17 protein-coding genes are annotated in these 15,943 nt (G+C 63.0%); 8 read left to right on the forward strand and 9 right to left on the reverse strand.

What is annotated here, in order from left to right; genetic code table 11:
* Window positions 1-25 precede the first annotated feature (25 nt).
* From CEW87_RS19730 to ccoG, 5 genes are all read right to left on the reverse strand, one after another.
* The gene (locus tag CEW87_RS19730; RefSeq protein ID WP_234421593.1) at window positions 26-763 is read right to left on the reverse strand and encodes an RES family NAD+ phosphorylase; all 738 of its coding nucleotides are present in this window, start codon (window positions 761-763) and stop codon (window positions 26-28) included.
* Window positions 723-1,103 carry an antitoxin Xre/MbcA/ParS toxin-binding domain-containing protein gene (locus tag CEW87_RS19735; RefSeq protein ID WP_108948731.1) on the reverse strand — a complete coding sequence of 127 codons (381 nt, stop codon included), beginning with the start codon at window positions 1,101-1,103 and terminating at the stop codon, window positions 723-725. Before CEW87_RS19735 ends, CEW87_RS19730 begins: the two co-directional genes overlap by 41 nt.
* A gap of 63 nt (window positions 1,104-1,166) precedes the next feature.
* Window positions 1,167-1,796: an ACP phosphodiesterase gene (locus CEW87_RS19740; RefSeq protein WP_108975752.1), complete on the reverse strand. Its 630-nt coding sequence runs from the start codon at window positions 1,794-1,796 to the stop codon at window positions 1,167-1,169.
* Window positions 1,793-2,470, reverse strand: a complete 678-nt coding sequence (locus tag CEW87_RS19745; RefSeq protein ID WP_108975754.1) for a DUF2238 domain-containing protein — start codon at window positions 2,468-2,470, stop codon at window positions 1,793-1,795. Before CEW87_RS19745 ends, CEW87_RS19740 begins: the two co-directional genes overlap by 4 nt.
* Before the next feature lie 76 nt (window positions 2,471-2,546).
* Window positions 2,547-3,953: a cytochrome c oxidase accessory protein CcoG gene (gene ccoG, locus CEW87_RS19750; RefSeq protein ID WP_108975756.1), complete on the reverse strand. Its 1,407-nt coding sequence runs from the start codon at window positions 3,951-3,953 to the stop codon at window positions 2,547-2,549.
* 124 nt (window positions 3,954-4,077) lie between these two features.
* On the opposite strand from ccoG, the gene CEW87_RS19755 reads away from it, so the two are divergent.
* Window positions 4,078-4,536: an RrF2 family transcriptional regulator gene (locus CEW87_RS19755; protein ID WP_108975758.1), complete on the forward strand. Its 459-nt coding sequence runs from the start codon at window positions 4,078-4,080 to the stop codon at window positions 4,534-4,536.
* Window positions 4,537-4,554: 18 nt separating this feature from the next.
* On the opposite strand, the gene CEW87_RS19760 is transcribed toward CEW87_RS19755, so the two are convergent.
* From CEW87_RS19760 to CEW87_RS19770, 3 genes are all read right to left on the reverse strand, one after another.
* Window positions 4,555-5,727, reverse strand: coding sequence for an HPP family protein (locus CEW87_RS19760; RefSeq protein WP_108977401.1), 1,173 nt, complete (start codon window positions 5,725-5,727; stop codon window positions 4,555-4,557).
* 306 nt (window positions 5,728-6,033) lie between these two features.
* Window positions 6,034-6,996 (reverse strand): DUF808 domain-containing protein, encoded by a 963-nt coding sequence (locus CEW87_RS19765; protein ID WP_108975760.1) that lies wholly within the window; start codon window positions 6,994-6,996, stop codon window positions 6,034-6,036.
* Between the two features lie 58 nt (window positions 6,997-7,054).
* Window positions 7,055-7,978 (reverse strand): LysR family transcriptional regulator, encoded by a 924-nt coding sequence (locus tag CEW87_RS19770; RefSeq protein ID WP_108975762.1) that lies wholly within the window; start codon window positions 7,976-7,978, stop codon window positions 7,055-7,057.
* A gap of 171 nt (window positions 7,979-8,149) precedes the next feature.
* Between CEW87_RS19770 and CEW87_RS19775 the strand changes: the two genes are divergently transcribed.
* The 7 genes from CEW87_RS19775 (at window position 8,150) to CEW87_RS19805 (ending at window position 14,953) form a co-directional block, all read left to right on the forward strand.
* Window positions 8,150-9,190: a cupin domain-containing protein gene (locus CEW87_RS19775; RefSeq protein WP_108975764.1), complete on the forward strand. Its 1,041-nt coding sequence runs from the start codon at window positions 8,150-8,152 to the stop codon at window positions 9,188-9,190.
* 80 nt (window positions 9,191-9,270) lie between these two features.
* Window positions 9,271-9,981, forward strand: coding sequence for a fumarylacetoacetate hydrolase family protein (locus CEW87_RS19780; RefSeq protein ID WP_108975766.1), 711 nt, complete (start codon window positions 9,271-9,273; stop codon window positions 9,979-9,981).
* A gap of 131 nt (window positions 9,982-10,112) precedes the next feature.
* Window positions 10,113-11,306: a 3-hydroxybenzoate 6-monooxygenase gene (locus CEW87_RS19785; RefSeq protein ID WP_108975767.1), complete on the forward strand. Its 1,194-nt coding sequence runs from the start codon at window positions 10,113-10,115 to the stop codon at window positions 11,304-11,306.
* A gap of 13 nt (window positions 11,307-11,319) precedes the next feature.
* Window positions 11,320-12,018, forward strand: coding sequence for a maleylacetoacetate isomerase (gene maiA, locus CEW87_RS19790; RefSeq protein ID WP_199917239.1), 699 nt, complete (start codon window positions 11,320-11,322; stop codon window positions 12,016-12,018).
* Window positions 12,015-13,028, forward strand: a complete 1,014-nt coding sequence (locus CEW87_RS19795; RefSeq protein ID WP_108975771.1) for a TRAP transporter substrate-binding protein — start codon at window positions 12,015-12,017, stop codon at window positions 13,026-13,028. The genes maiA and CEW87_RS19795 overlap by 4 nt, the downstream gene beginning before the upstream one ends.
* Before the next feature lie 78 nt (window positions 13,029-13,106).
* Window positions 13,107-13,631: a TRAP transporter small permease gene (locus CEW87_RS19800; protein ID WP_108975772.1), complete on the forward strand. Its 525-nt coding sequence runs from the start codon at window positions 13,107-13,109 to the stop codon at window positions 13,629-13,631.
* Window positions 13,628-14,953: a TRAP transporter large permease gene (locus CEW87_RS19805; protein ID WP_108975773.1), complete on the forward strand. Its 1,326-nt coding sequence runs from the start codon at window positions 13,628-13,630 to the stop codon at window positions 14,951-14,953. The genes CEW87_RS19800 and CEW87_RS19805 overlap by 4 nt, the downstream gene beginning before the upstream one ends.
* Window positions 14,954-14,979: 26 nt before the next feature.
* Here the strand turns inward: CEW87_RS19805 and CEW87_RS19810 are convergent, their stop codons facing one another.
* Entirely contained in the window at window positions 14,980-15,867 is an 888-nt protein-coding gene (locus CEW87_RS19810; RefSeq protein WP_108975775.1) for a helix-turn-helix domain-containing protein, read from the reverse strand.
* Window positions 15,868-15,943 lie beyond the last annotated feature (76 nt).

Below are 15,943 nucleotides of genomic sequence, written 5' to 3' on the forward strand. Positions count from 1 at the left end.
CAAATATTACGTATTGCAGCGCCTGTCATGCCCCGTTTCCCTGCATCTGCAGCCAGCGCTCGCTGGAAAAGGTGAACGACTCCCGGTCGCGCCGCCACACCACGGCATCCGGATACACCATCAGCCACCACGTCTGCGTGCCCGGATACGGCACAGCGCGCGCAAAGCCCTCCGGCTCCAGCAAGGCGACACACCACGACGGACGTGGATCGCGAACCGACTTGTAGAGAATCGCGCCAACGCCTGCGTCGCGCACCTGCCGCGACAACGCCTGGGTTGCAGCGTAATCGGTGGGGTGCTGCCACAGCGCCGCATCGCGACTGAACGGCGCCGCACGCAGATCGACTGCAGAGGTGGCGATGGCAGCGCGAAAGGCCGTGTGGGCGACCGGCTCCATGCGCTCGAGATCGACCGCATCCATCAGAAAACGCCAGCGCCAGTAACCGAGTTCGGCACAGGCCGTACGGACGGTTCCGGCACCGTAGAACACGCCCGGATCGGTTGCCGCGCGAAAACGCGAACCACCGCGCCGCGTCGGATAACGAAACGGCGCAGCCAGCAGATAGTCCAGCCGCCCTGCAGCGTCGGGCAACGCCGGCTTGCTGTCCTCGAGCAGACTCTCGAGCACGTCCTGCTCGTCCCGGCTGTCGACGATTTTCATCGTGGACGCGACGTGCTGCGCCTCCACGATGCGCCAGGCTGCGCCGCGCCAGGCGCGCGCCTCAGACGAGACCGCGGGAGGCGTCCAGGTACTGGACGACACGGACCAGCCCCTCCGTACTGCGAATGAGATCGACCGGACGGCCGTTGAGTGCGCGGTTCTCGCTATTGAGCCATGCGCGCGCACTGGATTCGTTGCCGACAATGGAGTCGAGCGCACGGAAAGCGCGCACGAACAGCAGCGCAAACTCCCACTCCTTGCGCCCCTGATCGAGCACATAGTCGCCGCTGTAGAGTCGCGTCACCGTTGCCGGGCTGACGCCGAGCACCCGTGCCAGCAGCGCGCGCGAAACATTGAGCTGCTCCGCGGCACGCGCAACCGCCTTGCTCAGCACCGATGCGGCTTCAGGCCGGACTGCGAGCCCGGGGGAAATGACTGCCATAGGGCACCTCCTTTCTGCAGAAATTCTAGCACATCAATATTTCTACAGAAACCTCGCATCCACTCAAACCCGATTCACACCCTCAGTCAGCGCAGCAATGCTCACGGCCTCCTCGCGCGCGAACGCGACAAGCTCCGGATAGAAGCGCAGAAAGCCCGCCTCCATCTCCGCCCAGCGCGCATCACTCAGGGTGTCAAGGCTGGCACCAAGTTCGAGCGGCCGGCGCAGGCGACTGCCGATGCCGTCGAGCGCGCGGCGCAGGCCATGCACGCTGCGATAGGTCGACAGCCAGTCCTGCTCCGCCATGCGGCGCAAGGGCAAGGGTAGCCCGTCGGGCAGCAAGGCCGGATGGCGCAGCTCGCTCGCCAGCAGAACAGCGTAATTCTCGCGCAGAAAGGCATCGAGGGACTGCGCATTGAATCCGTCCCAGTGGAGCGTGAGCCAGTGGTCGTAAAGCATGTCCACCAGCACCCCGCCAAAGCGTCGCCAGGGGGGCTCGAAACAGCGCACGGCAGCGCGGTGTTCATGATGCGCATCGGTAAATGCGTCGACCCGCCGGTGCAGGCGAATGCCGATCGCGAGCGCCGGCGCAAGATCTGCCGGCAGCGGCCCTTTCACGAAATCGCCCAGCAGATTGCCTGCAGGCGAGGTGCGGCTGACCTGAGCAAGCTGCAGATGCGCGAGAAAGTTCATCCGCAACTCATGCTGATATCAGGGGCGGGCCCTTCAGCTGTGACACGCTTGCGCACAAGCTGGCGATCATGCCAGCGCGCCAGTAACAGCACGCTCACCAGCGCGCCCAGAAACGCCATGAACATGTCCGACTGCGTATCCCACGGATCGCCTTGGGTGCCGAGAAACTCGTCCGCCCCCTGGCCCATGAGCAGGGCTGCGCCCCATTCCACCAGTTCGTACCAGGCGCTGACCGCCATCGCAACGCAAACCGACAGGAAGCCGGCCAGCCGCCTGCCGCTGACACGTCCCCCCTGCAGCAGGATCTCCCGCGCCAGCAGCGCCGGCACCAGACCCTGTGCAAAATGTCCGATCTTGTCGTAAGGGTTGCGACCGGTCGCCAGCACGTCCTGCAGCCAGAAGCCGAACGGAACCCGCGCATAAGTGTAGGCCCCGCCGACGATCAGGATCACCGCATGCACGAAGATCAGCCCGTACAGCAAATCGGTGAGCGGATGCCGCCGGTGGGTCAGGAACAGCGTCGGCAGTGCGATCAGCACTGGCGCAACCTCCATCAGCCAGGTGGCGCGGTCATACGGCTCGATGCCGGACACCACCAGCAACACACAGCAAACTCCTGCCGCAGCAAGCAGCACGGTCTCTCGGGATCGCACCCGGTGGTTCTTCGCGTTCATCGTTTGCCTCACAGCGGACATCTGGTCGTCATGCCAGACGAGAAGCGAATTCTACAAGGCTCGCGTGGGGCCGGACTCACCGCATCCAGAACTTTGCCTCTTCGCTTACCGTCACGGTCGAGTCTTGCGCATCCACCACCGAGAAGCGGAACGGGTGCGAACCCACGCGCAGCACACCGGGTTCGACCCTGACTTGCGCCGTTGCCGACGCCGAGGCCGCCGCCGGCACGACGACCTGCAGCGGTGCGGAGAGGTGAATGCCGTCGATGCCCGTGACGCTGACATCGAAGGTCCGCGCCTGCTCGCTGGCATTGATCAGGCTCAGCTGGAAGGCATTCTCGATCGAGCCGTCAGCGGCTTCCGTTGCGAGCACGGCGCGGTCACGCTCGATATCGAGCTTGAGCGGCACGCGCGTGGCGAGCGACCACACCGTCACCGCCAGCAGGGAGAAGAACACGGCAGAGTAGATCAGCACGCGCGGACGCAGGCTGCGGCGAATGATCGTATTCGTCGACGAGCGGTTCTTGAGCGCATTTTCGGTCGAGTAGCGAATCAGCCCGCGCGGGTAGTTCATCTTGTCCATCACCTGATCGCAGGCGTCGATGCAGGCCGCACAGCCAATGCACTCCAGCTGCAGCCCGTCGCGAATATCGATGCCGGTCGGACACACCTGTACGCAGATGCTGCAATCGATGCAGTCGCCGAGCCCCTCCTCGGCCGGCACCGCCTTCTTTGACCGGCCGCCACGGGCCTCGCCCCGCTTCTCGTCATAGGCCACGATCAGGGTATCGGGGTCGAACATCACGAACTGGAACTGCGCGTAGGGGCAGATGTACTTGCACATCTGCTCGCGCATGAAACCGGCGTTGCCATAGGTCGCTGCCCCGTAGAACAGCACCCAGAATGTCTCCCAGCCACTCAGCGAGAAACTCAGTGTCGCATCAGCCAGTTCGCGGATCGGCGTGAAATAGCCGACGAAGGTAAACCCGGTCCACAGTGAAAGCACCAGCCAGGCGCTGTGCTTGGCCGTTTTCAGGCCGACCTTGCGTGCAGACCACGGCGCGGCATCAAGCTTGATGCGCTTGGGTCGATCGCCTTCGATCCGCTGTTCTATCCACAGGAAGATCTCGGTATAGACGGTTTGTGGACAGGTGTAGCCGCACCACAGACGACCGGCCACGGTGGTAAAGAGAAACAGCGCCAAGGCGGACAGCACCAGCAGGATCGCGAGATAGATGATGTCCTGCGGCCACAGCACGAAGTCGAAAACGAAGAAGCGGCGTGCATCCAGATCGAACAGCACCGCCTGACGACCGTTCCACGGCAACCAGCACAATCCGTAGAATACGATCTGTGTAAGCCATGCAAAAACCCAGCGCCAGCGCTGAAAAAGGCCACTGATCGTGCGCGGATACACCTTGGGATCGGATGCAAAGAGCGGCTGTATCGGGATGACACGCTGAGGGCTGTTCGGCTCGGACATTGGGGCGACCACGGGGTTGGAGAACGCCGGTCATGATCGCCGGCTTAAGGTTTATTTTTGATGCATGTTAAGGTTAGCAGCGTGCCGACTGATAATCAACACTTTGGATACACCTTATAAAGCCATGCGCCTAAGTGCCTTCTCCGACTACTCGCTACGCGTCCTGATGCATCTGGGAACGCATACCGATCGGCTCGCCACGATCGGCGAAATCGCCAAGCTGTACGACATCTCGGAAAACCATCTGACCAAGGTCGTGCATCAACTCGGTCGTGCCGGTTACATCGACACCTTGCGCGGCAAGGGTGGCGGCATCCGTCTGGCCCGCGCTCCGCGACAGATCCCGCTCGGCGAGGTACTGCGCCACACCGAGACCGACTTCGCGCTGGTGGAGTGCTTCGGTGAGGGTTCGCGCTGCCACATCGAGCCGGACTGCCAGCTCAAGCCCATCCTGAACGAAGCACTGGCTGCAATGTTCCGGGTGCTGGATGGCTACACCCTGGCCGATATTCTGACACCGGGCATCGAACGCCCAGCGGTGATCAACGTCATCAGACCATCCACCTCAGCAGACAAGGCCTGAGCAGCAACTGCGCCAGGCTCACGCCGTTACCGCAAGCCGCCCCCGGTACAGTTCGGTAATCAGATCGCGTGGGGTGACGATGCCGCTCAGCCGGCCGTCGTGATCCACGATGGGTATATGGCTGTGGCCCGCGCCGCCTAGTAGTGCAATCACATCGATCAATGGCGTGACTTCTTCCGCCGTCTGTACCGGCGTGCTCATGACCTGACCGACAACCTCGGCCTTGTCGCTGTGCGTGCGTCCGCTGCGGCGGACAAAGCGCCGCAGGCGCTCGTCGAATCCGCGATAGCCTCCAAGATCGGCGCGCCTCATCAGGTCGGCACGGGTCATCATTCCCACAACCCGGCGTGCCTTGTCCACCACAGGCAAGGCCTTGATCTGGTGCCGCCGCATCACCTCCCAGGCCTCTTCAAGCAGGGTTCCATACTCGACGGAAATCACGCCTCGCGTCATGACGTCTGCGCAGCTCACGCTGCCGAAGCGGCGTCGGTAAGCATGTGCTTCGGCCCGCAGGAACAGGTCACGCAGGTCTTCGCGACTGACGTCGAGCACCTGGTTGTACTCGTCGAGTACCGCATCGAGATCCTCCGCAGCCAGCCCCCGGAGCGATGAGGGTGCGGTGCCGGGCGGTTCCGCAGCAGCGATCACCGCCTTTCGTTGCGGGTACTCACGCCCGGTCGCACGGTTGTAGAGCACCGCCAGCGCCAGCAGGCAGACGGAATTGATCAGGACGGGATAGATCACGAAGCCGAAGCCGAGCCCCTCGATCGCGGGGCCGCCAACCACTGCGGTCAGCGCCACCGCGCCGGCTGGCGGATGTATGCAGCGCAGCACGAACATCAGGCCGATTGCAGCGGAAACCGCGACCGCGCCGGCCATCATCGGCTCCGGAATCCCGCGCGCACACGAGACGCCGATCACCGCCGCCAGCAGGTTACCGCCGAGCATCGCCCAAGGCTGGGCCAGCGGACTTGCCGGCACGGCGAACAGCAGCACGGCCGACGCCCCCATTGGCGCGATGATCCAGGGCAAGGCGGCAGCATCGACAAACAGCCGACCGAGCATGGCGGTTGCGAACAGGCCCAGCAAGGCACCAAAAGCCGCACGCAGACGTTCCTGACCATTGACGTGCTGCTGGTTCGGCTTGAAAGCGGAAAGTACGCTCCACACTCGAAGCAAGAGCGCACTCATGGCTTGAAAGTGCATGAGCGCATCGGGGCAAACAAGGATCCCTGCTGGCGGCGGGCGATGGCAATACGAACAGGCATGGCGACCGGCTTCCTCACATCGAATCGAAACCCGAACCACCCTCCGCGCGCACTTTCGGGGGATGGACGACGGGCAGCGATTGAAACCGAGATCAGGCCAGGACGGAATGACGACGGTCAAGCGCGCCAGCTACTCCATCGACAGGCGCATTCGAACGGCATGTTCAATCAACCCACTCAACGGGCGCATGCTGGCAGAGCACCGCCACGCCTCACCCCAAAACAGCGCTCACCCCTTGTCAGAGGCGCCGCGAGTACCACCACCAAACATCGCACGGGCCTTGCCGAAAAGCGTGACCACAACCAGGGTGATGGCGCCGGCGATGATGCCGACCACGACGTCAAGTACGAGCGGCGTTACCACACCGAGCACCCCACCAATGCCGGCGACCGCGCCCATGACCTCCGCTGCATGTGCGATACCGTGGTGCAGCAGCGGAACACCATGGGTCAGGATGCCGCCACCCACCATGAACATGGCTGCCGTTCCGATCACCGCCAGCGCCTTCATCAGGCGAGGCGCAGCCAGCAGCAGCCCGCGCCCGACAAACTGCGAGAAAGCGCTCGTCTTCTCCAGCAGGTGCTGACCGACATCGTCCATCTTCACGATGCCCGCCACCAGGCCATACACCGCAACCGTGATCAACACCGCAATTGCGGACAACACCGCAAGCTGGGTCATGAAGGGCTGCCCAGTCACGGTGCCAAGCGCGATCACGATGATCTCGGCCGACAGGACAAAGTCAGTGCGGATCGCACCCTTGATCTTGTCTGCTTCAAACGCGGCCAGATCAACACTTTCATCCGCCACCGCCGCCAGTTTCTCGGCATGGTGAGCAGCATCCTCGGCCGCATCGTGCAGAAACTTGTGCGCCAGTTTCTCGACACCTTCATAACAGAGGAACAGCCCCCCCAGTATGAGCAGAGGCGTCACCAGCCAGGGAATGAAGGCACTGATCGCCAGCGCCGCAGGCACCAGGATCACCTTGTTGCGCATCGACCCCACGGCCACCGCCCACACCACCGGCAGTTCGCGCTCGGCACGCACGCCGGAAACCTGCTCCGCATTGAGTGCGAGGTCGTCACCGAGCACGCCGGCCGTTTTCTTGGCGGCGACTTTGGTCATTACCGCGACATCGTCGAGGACGGTCGCAATGTCATCCAACAGGGCAAGCAGACTGGCTCCGGCCATCAGGGTATCCGTTCCCAAAAACTGTGACTATAAGACGTAACGCTGCCAGAGCCACGCTTCATGGCACTGCCAGCCCGTGGATCGAGCCCGCATCGGACAGCAGGTCCGAGATCATGCTGCGCAGCCAGCGGTTGCCCGGATCATGATGATAGCGTTCGTGCCAATGCTGCTTGACCGCGTAGTCGGGCAGCGGAAAAGGCACCGGCAGCACGCGGAAATCGCCCCGTCCCTCGAGCACTTCGCCCAGACGCCGTGGGATGGTAACGAGCAAATCCGTGTGTTCGATGACGAAAGCAACGCCAAGAAAGCTGGGTATGCGTAATGCAACGCGCCGGGTGATGCCCTGCCGGATGATCTCGCGATCCAGAATCAGGTGCCCGGTTCCCGATGATGTCACCACCGCGTGGTCTTCTGCTTCAAATTCTGCAAGGGTCAGCGCGCTACCGATGCGCGGATGGTCGGCACTCACCATGCAGACGTAATCCTGCCTGAACAAGGCCTGCTGATAGAAGCCGGCCTCCAGTTGCGGCACGAAGCCGAGGGCGAGGTCGGCCTCGCCGGACTCCAGCAACCGGCTGGTGTCTGCCGACAGAGGCGCGATCTCGATCTGTATGGCCGGCGCCACCCCCCGCAGGCGCACCAGCAGACGAGGCAAGAGCACCAGCTGGCTGATGTCGGTCATGCAGATGCGGAAGCACCGTGTTGACGACGCAGGATCAAACTCGCTGCGATACCCGGTGACACGTTCGAGCGCATCGAGCGTCTCGCGCACCGGATCCCGCAACTCGTCTGCAAGCGGCGTGGGCTCCATGCCCTGGGACGTGCGTACGAACAGCGGGTCAGCAAAGTGATCGCGCAATTTCGCCAGCGCAATGCTCACCGCCGGCTGTCCCAGACCGAGTCCGTCAGCCGCGCGCGTCACGCTGCGGGTTTTGTAGATCTCGTCAAACACGGCCAGCAGACGAACATCCAGCGCACTCATGCGCATTCCTTTATTCGATTATCGAATTAAATGGATTGATACCATTGCATGGACCGAATGTCGAGCACCCGTTAAATTTGATCCATCACAAAAAACACCCGCCGTTCTGATCCGGATCGACCGTTCAGGTTGCTGAAGAAGAAGGGGGGAAACGCCACAGGAGTGCGAGACATGCAGGAACTCGGTCGTCTTGAAGATCTGCCCGCGGATTACCGCGAAGCGCTTACCGCGCAAAACCTGGTACCGCTGTGGCCAAGTCTGCGCGCGGTGCTGCCCCCGGGCAAGCCGGCCCTGCGCACCCGCCCTACATTCTGGGCCTATGAGGGGCTGCGTCCACTGCTGCTGAAAGCAGGCGAACTGACACCGATCGAAAAGGCCGAGCGTCGTGTCCTGGTGCTGGCCAACCCGGGTCACGGGCTGGAAAAAATGCAGGCCAGTTCGTCGATCTACCTGGGCATGCAACTCCTGCTGCCCGGCGAATGGGCCCCTGCCCACAAGCACACACCCAACGCGGTGCGCATGATCGTGGAAGGCAGCGGCGCATACACCACCGTCGATGGCGAGAAGTGCCCAATGAGCCGCGGCGATCTGATCCTGACCCCGACCGGGCTGTGGCACGAACACGGACATGACGGCGACGAGCCGGTGGTGTGGCTCGACGTACTCGATCTGCCGCTGGTGTATTACACCGAAACGTCTTACCACAACGACGGCAAGGCGCAGGACGTCACCTCCACGATGGCCGAGCGCAGCTATGCACGCGGCGGCCTCATACCCTCCCCGGTCTTCAGTCGTAGCAGCGAGCGCAGCTATCCGATGCTGCGCTACCCATGGGCCGAGGCACGCGCCGCGTTGCTGAATCTTGCCGAAACCCAGCCGAAGATCGAAGCCGTACAGGTGGCCTACGTCAATCCGGAAACCGGAAGCGACTGCCAGAACATTCTTGGCTTCTCGGCACTGATGCTGCGCCCGGGCGAAACCCTGCGCCTGCCTGCACGATCGCCTGCCATGGTGTTCCACATGATCGAAGGTGCGGCCGGAGTCGATATCGACGGCACCGCATTCAATCTCGCAACCGCAGATACCTGCTGCGCCCCCGGCTACACCCCGGTCACGCTGAGCAACCGCTCGGGCAGCGAACCCGCCTTCATCTTCATTGCAGACGAAACCCCGCTGCACAAGAAACTCGGCGTTTATGAGGTGCGCAGCTAAGGCTGCAGCACTGACGCCAGAACACAGATCGCGAGGCACTGACCTCGCTCACTCAAACGCCCCCTACCGAGAGAACTGACATGACCCAGACCAACTATCTGTGGAACCCCGCCCCGGTGTACTCCCTGCCCGTCCGTGACAGCGAAGCCCGCATGCCGGTGAAGCGCATCTTCTGTGTGGGCCGCAACTATCACGCCCATGCCGTCGAAATGGGGCGCCCGGTGGACAAGAGCTCGATGAGACCCTTCTATTTTCTGAAGGACGCATCCACCCTGGTTGAATCCGGCGCCACCGTCCCCTACCCGACCGGTACCGACAACTACCACTTCGAGATGGAACTCGTGGTCGCCATCGGCAAGGCCGGCTTCCGCGTCGACGAGAAGGATGCCGATGAGATGGTGTTCGGCTACGCCGCCGGCCTCGACATGACCCGTCGCGACCTGCAACTGGTCGCTCGCGAACAGGGCCGCCCCTGGGATCTGGGAAAGAACTTCGAAAAATCTGCGGTGTGTACCGAGATCGTTCCCGCAGCCGGACTGGGCGTGCTTGAGTCGGGTGCGATCAACCTTCAGGTCGATGGCGAGACCAAGCAGACCTCGGACCTGTCGATGCTGATCTGGAACATCCGCGAGATCATCGCCGACCTCTCCAGCTTCTACCACCTTGAGCCAGGCGACCTGATCTACACCGGCACGCCCGAAGGCGTCGGCGCCGTCAAACCGGGCAACCGGATTACCGGCCATATCGATGGCGTCGCCGACGTGGCCCTGACCATCGGTCAGCCCGAGTAAGCCCACGCCCGCCGTGGCGGGCACATCACGTCAGTACCGAAACGCAGCCGCGCAGGCGGGTGCGAAGGGCGAGCTTTGCCCCTTGCACCGCCCTTCGCCCAACAAGACAAAGTCAGATCGAGGAGACAGTCATGAACGAGAACCTACCCATCATCGTCGCCGGCGGCGGCATCGGCGGACTGGCCGCGGCATTGGCACTGGTGCGCCAGGGCTTCTCCGTCAAGGTGCTGGAGCAAGCGCCCGAAATCGGCGAAATTGGCGCCGGCATTCAGCTTGGCCCCAACGCCTTCCATGCCTTCGATGCGCTGGGCATCGGAGACAAGGCGCGTGGTCGTGCTGTCTATACCGACTACATGGTCATGCACGACGCGCTCGACGAATACCAGGTCGGCAAGATCCCCACCGGCGACGCCTTCATCAAGCGTTTCGGCAACCCCTATGCCGTCATCCACCGGGTAGACATCCACCTCTCGCTGCTGGAAGGCGCACAGGAAACCGGTCGTGTCGAGTTCCTCACCTCGACCCGTGTCGAGCGTATCGAGCAGGATGAAAACGGCGTTACCGTCCATGACCAGCACGGCACCGCACACAAGGGGATCGCCCTGATCGGGGCCGACGGCGTGAAATCCGTGGTGCGCGATCACTACGTCGGTGACGAAGCCCGCGTGACCGGCCATGTCGTCTATCGTGCCGTGGTCGACAAGAAGGACTTCCCCGAGAACCTGCAGTGGAACGCGGCCAGCATCTGGGTCGGCCCCAACTGCCACCTCGTGCACTACCCGCTGCGCGGCGGCGAGCAGTACAACGTGGTGGTGACATTTCACTCCCGCAACAAGGAAGAATGGGGGGTCACGGAAGGCAGCAAGGAAGAGGTTCAGAGCTACTTCCAGGGCATCTGCCCCAAGGCACGCCAGCTGATCGAACTGCCGAAAACCTGGAAGCGCTGGGCCACCGCGGATCGCGAGCCGATCGCGCAATGGAGCTTCGGTCGCGCAACCCTGCTCGGCGATGCAGCCCACCCGACCACCCAGTACATGGCCCAGGGCGCCTGCATGGCGATGGAAGACGCCGTCACGCTGGGCGAAGCGCTGCGTGTGTGCAACAACGATTTCACCAAGGCTTTCGATCTTTATCAGCGTTCGCGGGTCGCACGTACCGCGCGCATCGTGCTGTCTTCACGCGAGATGGGGCGGATCTACCACGCCAAGGGCGTAGAGCGCCTGGTACGCAACGAATTGTGGAAGGGGCGCAGCGCCGAGCGCTTCTACGACGCAATGGAGTGGCTGTACGGCTGGAACGTCGACAACTGCCTGGCCCGGGGCTGAGCGCGCAACCATGCTGACAATCCACAACTTCTTTCGCAGTGGCACCTCGCACCGGCTGCGCATCGCGCTCAATCTCAAGGAAATCGAGTACGAGTACGTCGCGGTCGACCTGCGCACCGAAGCGCATCTTGGTGCTGCATTCAAGGCGGTCAATCCGCAGCAACTCGTTCCCGCGCTGGTCGACGGCGATCTGACGCTGATCCAGTCGCCCGCCATCATCGAATGGCTGGAAGAGCGCCATCCCGCGCCCGCTCTGCTGCCGTCGGACCCGGACGACCGTGCCCGGGTGCGCGCCATGGCCGCCATCGTCGGTTGCGACGTTCATCCGATCAACAATCGCCGCATCCTCGAGTACCTGCGCAAGACGCTGGGTTGCGACGAGGCCGCAGTACTCGCCTGGTGCAACACGTGGATCACAGCAGGCTTCGATGCGCTGGAGACCATGCTCGCGGCCGACACCCGACGCGGAAGCTTCTGCTTCGGCAACGCCCCGTCGCTCGCCGACGTCTATCTGGTGCCGCAGGTGGAGAGCGCGCGCCGATTCAACGTTGATCTGACGCCTTACCCGAACATCGTCGCAGTCGACCGGGCCTGCGCCGAGCTTGAGGCCTTCCGCCTTGCGGCACCGGGCGTCCAGCCCGACGCGCCGGGCGCAAGCCCCCCTGAACAAGACCTGTACCGCCACGAACAACAACAGAGGAGACAAACATGAGAATCCGACAACCCGCCCTGGCTGCAATCGCTGCCCTGCTACTGCCCACCCTTGCGCATGCCGAAGAAGTGATCCTCAAGGTCGCGCACTTCCTGCCGCCGATCTCGACCATGCACGCCAAGGTCATCGAGCCCTGGTGCGAAAAGATCGCGGCCGAATCCGGCGGCAAGCTCAAGTGCCAGATCTACCCCTCGATGCAGCTTGGTGGCACGCCGCCACAACTGCTCAACCAGGCACGCGACGGCATTGCCGATGTCGTGTGGACGCTCCCCGGCTACACGCCCGGCCGCTTCCCGGCATCGGAAGTCTTTGAGCTCCCCTTCATCACCACGACGCACGAGGCCTCTGCGCGCGCGATGTGGGACTTCGTGCAGAAGAACGCGATGAAGGAGTTCGCCGGCCTCAAGCCCCTCGCGACCTGGGTGAATGGTCCCAACGTCCTGCACTTCCGCGACAAGCGGGTGAACACGCTGGAGGAGCTCAAGAGCATGAAGGTTCGTGCGCCCTCACGCCTGAGCAACTCACTGCTCGACGCCCTCGGCGCCACCCCGGTGGGCATGCCGGTTCCGCAGATGCCCGAGGCCCTGTCGAAGGGTGTCATCGAAGGTGCGCTGATCCCTTGGGAAGTGGTGCCCGCAACCAAGACTCAGGAGCTGACCAGGTTTCATGCCGAGTTGGGCAGCGAGCGCGCGATGACGACCGCGACCATGATCTACGTCATGAACAAGCGCAAATACGAAAGCCTATCGCCCGAACTTAAGAAGGTCATCGACAACAACAGCGGACGCGAATTCTCAGCCTGGGTGGCTGCTCAGCACGTCAAGGCCGACGCGGCAGGTCGTGAGGCTACGGTGGCATCGGGCGGCACCATCTATACGATTCCGGCCGCCGAGATGGCGAAGTGGGAGGCTGCCGCAGCACCGGTGACCGAAACGTGGATCAAGGACACGCGGGACGGCAAGCGACTGCATGACGAGGCCGTGGCACTCGTAAAACAATACACAAAATAAACCTGCGTCCAACGCAGACAGACGGCGCCCCTGCAGCGATGTTGCGCGGCGCCGTCCACACATCACAGAGAGAATCCAATGGCTGAAGCACTGGATATACCGGTCGTCCCGGCGACGGGATGGGTCGGCAGGACCATTGAACAGGCCTGCTCCCTGATGGCCATGCTGGCCGGGGCGATGTTCTGCGCCGAAGCGATCATGTCGGTGGTCAGCGTGGTGGGCCGGGCGGCTTTCGACACCCCTGTGCAGGGTGACTATGAACTGGTGCAGATGCTCTCCGCGATGGGCATCGCAATGTGTCTGCCCTACTGCCAGCTGAAGAAGGGGCACGTGTTCGTCGACTTCTTCACGCTGTGGGCGCCCGCCGGGCTCAAGCGCGTACTCGACGCACTTGCCTCGCTGCTGCTGGCGCTGTGCGCCTTCCTGCTGACGTGGCGGATCTGGGAAGGAATGCTCGAGATGCGCGAATATGGCGAGACCTCGATGGTGATCGCGCTGCCGGTATGGTGGGGATACATCCCGGTCGCACCGGCCTTTGCCCTGCTCGGTCTTGCCGCGCTCTATACCTTCACCCAGACACTGAACGACGAGGTGACGCAATGACGGGCAGCGCAATCGGCCTCACCATGGGTGTGGTGATGATGGGCATGCTGGCGCTGCGAGTGCAGATCGGCATTGCGATGTTCATCACCGGCGCCGCCGGCTACGTCTGGGTATCCGGCATGGACCCACTCCTGGCCTATCTGAAGAACGCACCCTACGGACGGTTCTCGCTCTACGACCTGTCCGTGGTTCCGCTGTTCCTGCTGATGGGGCAGTTTGCGACCCACGGAGGCCTGTCGCGTGCGCTGTTCAAGGCGGGCAATGCCTTCATCGGACATTGGCGCGGTGGCATGGCAATGGCTGGCGTCGCATCGTGCGCGGGCTTCGGCGCGATCTGTGGCTCCTCGCTCGCCACTGCAGCGACGATGTCGCACGTGGTGCTGCCGGAACTCAAGCGCCACCAGTACAAACCGAGCCTGGCCGCCGGTTCACTGGCCGCAGGCGGCACGCTCGGCATCCTGATTCCGCCCTCGGTGCCGCTGGTCATCTACGCCATCCTCGCCGAACAGAACATCGCCAAGCTGTTCCTTGCGGCCTTCGTACCGGGCATCCTCGCCGCGCTCGGCTACATGCTCGTGATTGCGGTGGTTACGCGAGTCGACCCCGCCTCCGGCGGCCCAGGCTCCCCCAAGCATAGCTGGGGCGAACGTCTGCAGACGGTGATCGACACCTGGCCGGTGCTGCTGATCTTCACTGTTGTCATCGGCGGCATCTACGGCGGCCTCTTCACTCCCACCGAGGCGGCCTCGATCGGCGCTCTTGCGACCGGCGTTGCTGCATGGAGGTCGGGCGGACTGAAGGGCGAAGGGCTCAGGCAATGCCTGTATGGCACGGCGACCGGCACCGGGATGATGTTCCTGATCCTGCTCGGCGCGGACATGCTCAACTCCTTCATGGCCTTGTCGCAGCTACCCGCCGAGGCTGCTGCCTGGGTGCAGGAAATGGGCTTCGGTCCCTTCACCGTGCTGCTTGCGATCATCGTCATCTACATGCTGCTCGGTTGCGTGATGGACAGCCTGTCGATGATCCTGCTCACTGTGCCGATCTTCCTGCCCATCGTGCTCGGCATGGAGTACTGGGGTCTGGGGCTGGAAGAGAAGGCGATCTGGTTCGGCATGGTTGCGCTGGTGGTGATGGAGATCGGCCTGATCACCCCGCCAGTGGGCATGAACGTCTACATCATCAACGGCGTTGCAAAGGACATTCCGATGGCCACCATCTTCCGCGGTGTGCTGCCGTTCCTGGCATCGGACATCGTACGCATCGTCCTGCTCGTGGTATTCCCGAGCATCTCGCTGGTGGCGCTGCGCGTTTTCGGCTGAAACCGCCCCAATCAGTCAAAGGCCGTTCAATTCGTGTTCCGGCGGACGTGAGTCTGCCGGAACACCGATGGCGGCATCCCCTCCCTGCGTGCAAAGAAGCGCGAAAAATAGGCCGGATCACGGAAACCCAGCGCATAGCCGATGCCGGTTACGTCGAGGTCGGAATAGGCCAGCAGGCGACGCGCTTCGAGCAGCAGACGCTGATGGATCATGTCCTGCGCGCTGACCCCTGCCTCGCGCCTGCAGTTGTTGTTCAACTGTGCAGTCGACACGCCAAGGCGCTGGGCATAGAAAGACAAGGGCTGCCACGCCCGGAAATGTTCGTCGACCAGGGCGACGAAGCGCTCTACCCGGGCCCGGATCCGGCTCTGCCCGCGCTCGTCGTCGGCCAGTCTGCCTGCACGTGCAAGCTGCACCAGCACCAGGCCCAGAATCGCCATGAGCGTGGTCATGCGGCCTGGCTGATGGCCTGCGTACTCGCGCGCAAACTGCTCGAAGTGCAGTCGCATCAGGGCCAGCGTGTCGGCCTCTCCTGCCAGTGGCAAGTAACTGAAACCGTCGAAGACCCCGCGCAGTTCACCCGAGAGCACGAACAGTTCGCCGAGCAGCGTTTGCGGCAGCGTGATGATCTGCCCCTGGATGTCGGGTGAAAAGCGAAAGCCATGAATCCGTCGGGGCGGCACCATCAGCACGCACGGCAAATCAAGTCCGAGCGGCACGGTTTCGAAGCTCATTTCGGCGCTGCCAGAGCGCAGGAAGACCACATGCACAAGCGTATCGTGCGCATGCGGCGTGATTTCCCAATCGTACAGGGCACTGCGAGCGGCAATGGTCTCGTGGTGCAGCGGCTCCGGCGTGGACCACAGCTCCTTCTCGCCAAACAGCTTGTAAGTCGGGACGACGGCCTTGCTCATGCTTGATCTCAGTGATTCATCGAACACCCGACCGAATGATTATCCGGACTTGCGAAAAGTACAAGCATCGCTCCCG

Origin of the sequence: Parazoarcus communis (assembly GCF_003111665.1) — a bacterium.
Classification (GTDB): domain Bacteria; phylum Pseudomonadota; class Gammaproteobacteria; order Burkholderiales; family Rhodocyclaceae; genus Parazoarcus; species Parazoarcus communis_B.

Excerpts from the sequence above, each read along its gene's own strand:
- CEW87_RS19735 (WP_108948731.1), bottom strand. The coding sequence starts at position 1,103 with ATGGCAGTCATTTCCCCCGGGCTCGCAGTCCGGCCTGAAGCCGCATCG.
- CEW87_RS19740 (WP_108975752.1), bottom strand. The coding sequence starts at position 1,796 with ATGAACTTTCTCGCGCATCTGCAGCTTGCTCAGGTCAGCCGCACCTCG.
- CEW87_RS19745 (WP_108975754.1), bottom strand. The coding sequence starts at position 2,470 with ATGAACGCGAAGAACCACCGGGTGCGATCCCGAGAGACCGTGCTGCTT.
- ccoG (WP_108975756.1), bottom strand. The coding sequence starts at position 3,953 with ATGTCCGAGCCGAACAGCCCTCAGCGTGTCATCCCGATACAGCCGCTC.
- CEW87_RS19755 (WP_108975758.1), top strand. The coding sequence starts at position 4,078 with ATGCGCCTAAGTGCCTTCTCCGACTACTCGCTACGCGTCCTGATGCAT.
- CEW87_RS19760 (WP_108977401.1), bottom strand. The coding sequence starts at position 5,727 with ATGAGTGCGCTCTTGCTTCGAGTGTGGAGCGTACTTTCCGCTTTCAAG.
- CEW87_RS19765 (WP_108975760.1), bottom strand. The coding sequence starts at position 6,996 with ATGGCCGGAGCCAGTCTGCTTGCCCTGTTGGATGACATTGCGACCGTC.
- CEW87_RS19770 (WP_108975762.1), bottom strand. The coding sequence starts at position 7,978 with ATGAGTGCGCTGGATGTTCGTCTGCTGGCCGTGTTTGACGAGATCTAC.
- CEW87_RS19775 (WP_108975764.1), top strand. The coding sequence starts at position 8,150 with ATGCAGGAACTCGGTCGTCTTGAAGATCTGCCCGCGGATTACCGCGAA.
- CEW87_RS19780 (WP_108975766.1), top strand. The coding sequence starts at position 9,271 with ATGACCCAGACCAACTATCTGTGGAACCCCGCCCCGGTGTACTCCCTG.
- CEW87_RS19785 (WP_108975767.1), top strand. The coding sequence starts at position 10,113 with ATGAACGAGAACCTACCCATCATCGTCGCCGGCGGCGGCATCGGCGGA.
- CEW87_RS19795 (WP_108975771.1), top strand. The coding sequence starts at position 12,015 with ATGAGAATCCGACAACCCGCCCTGGCTGCAATCGCTGCCCTGCTACTG.
- CEW87_RS19800 (WP_108975772.1), top strand. The coding sequence starts at position 13,107 with ATGGCTGAAGCACTGGATATACCGGTCGTCCCGGCGACGGGATGGGTC.
- CEW87_RS19805 (WP_108975773.1), top strand. The coding sequence starts at position 13,628 with ATGACGGGCAGCGCAATCGGCCTCACCATGGGTGTGGTGATGATGGGC.
- CEW87_RS19810 (WP_108975775.1), bottom strand. The coding sequence starts at position 15,867 with ATGAGCAAGGCCGTCGTCCCGACTTACAAGCTGTTTGGCGAGAAGGAG.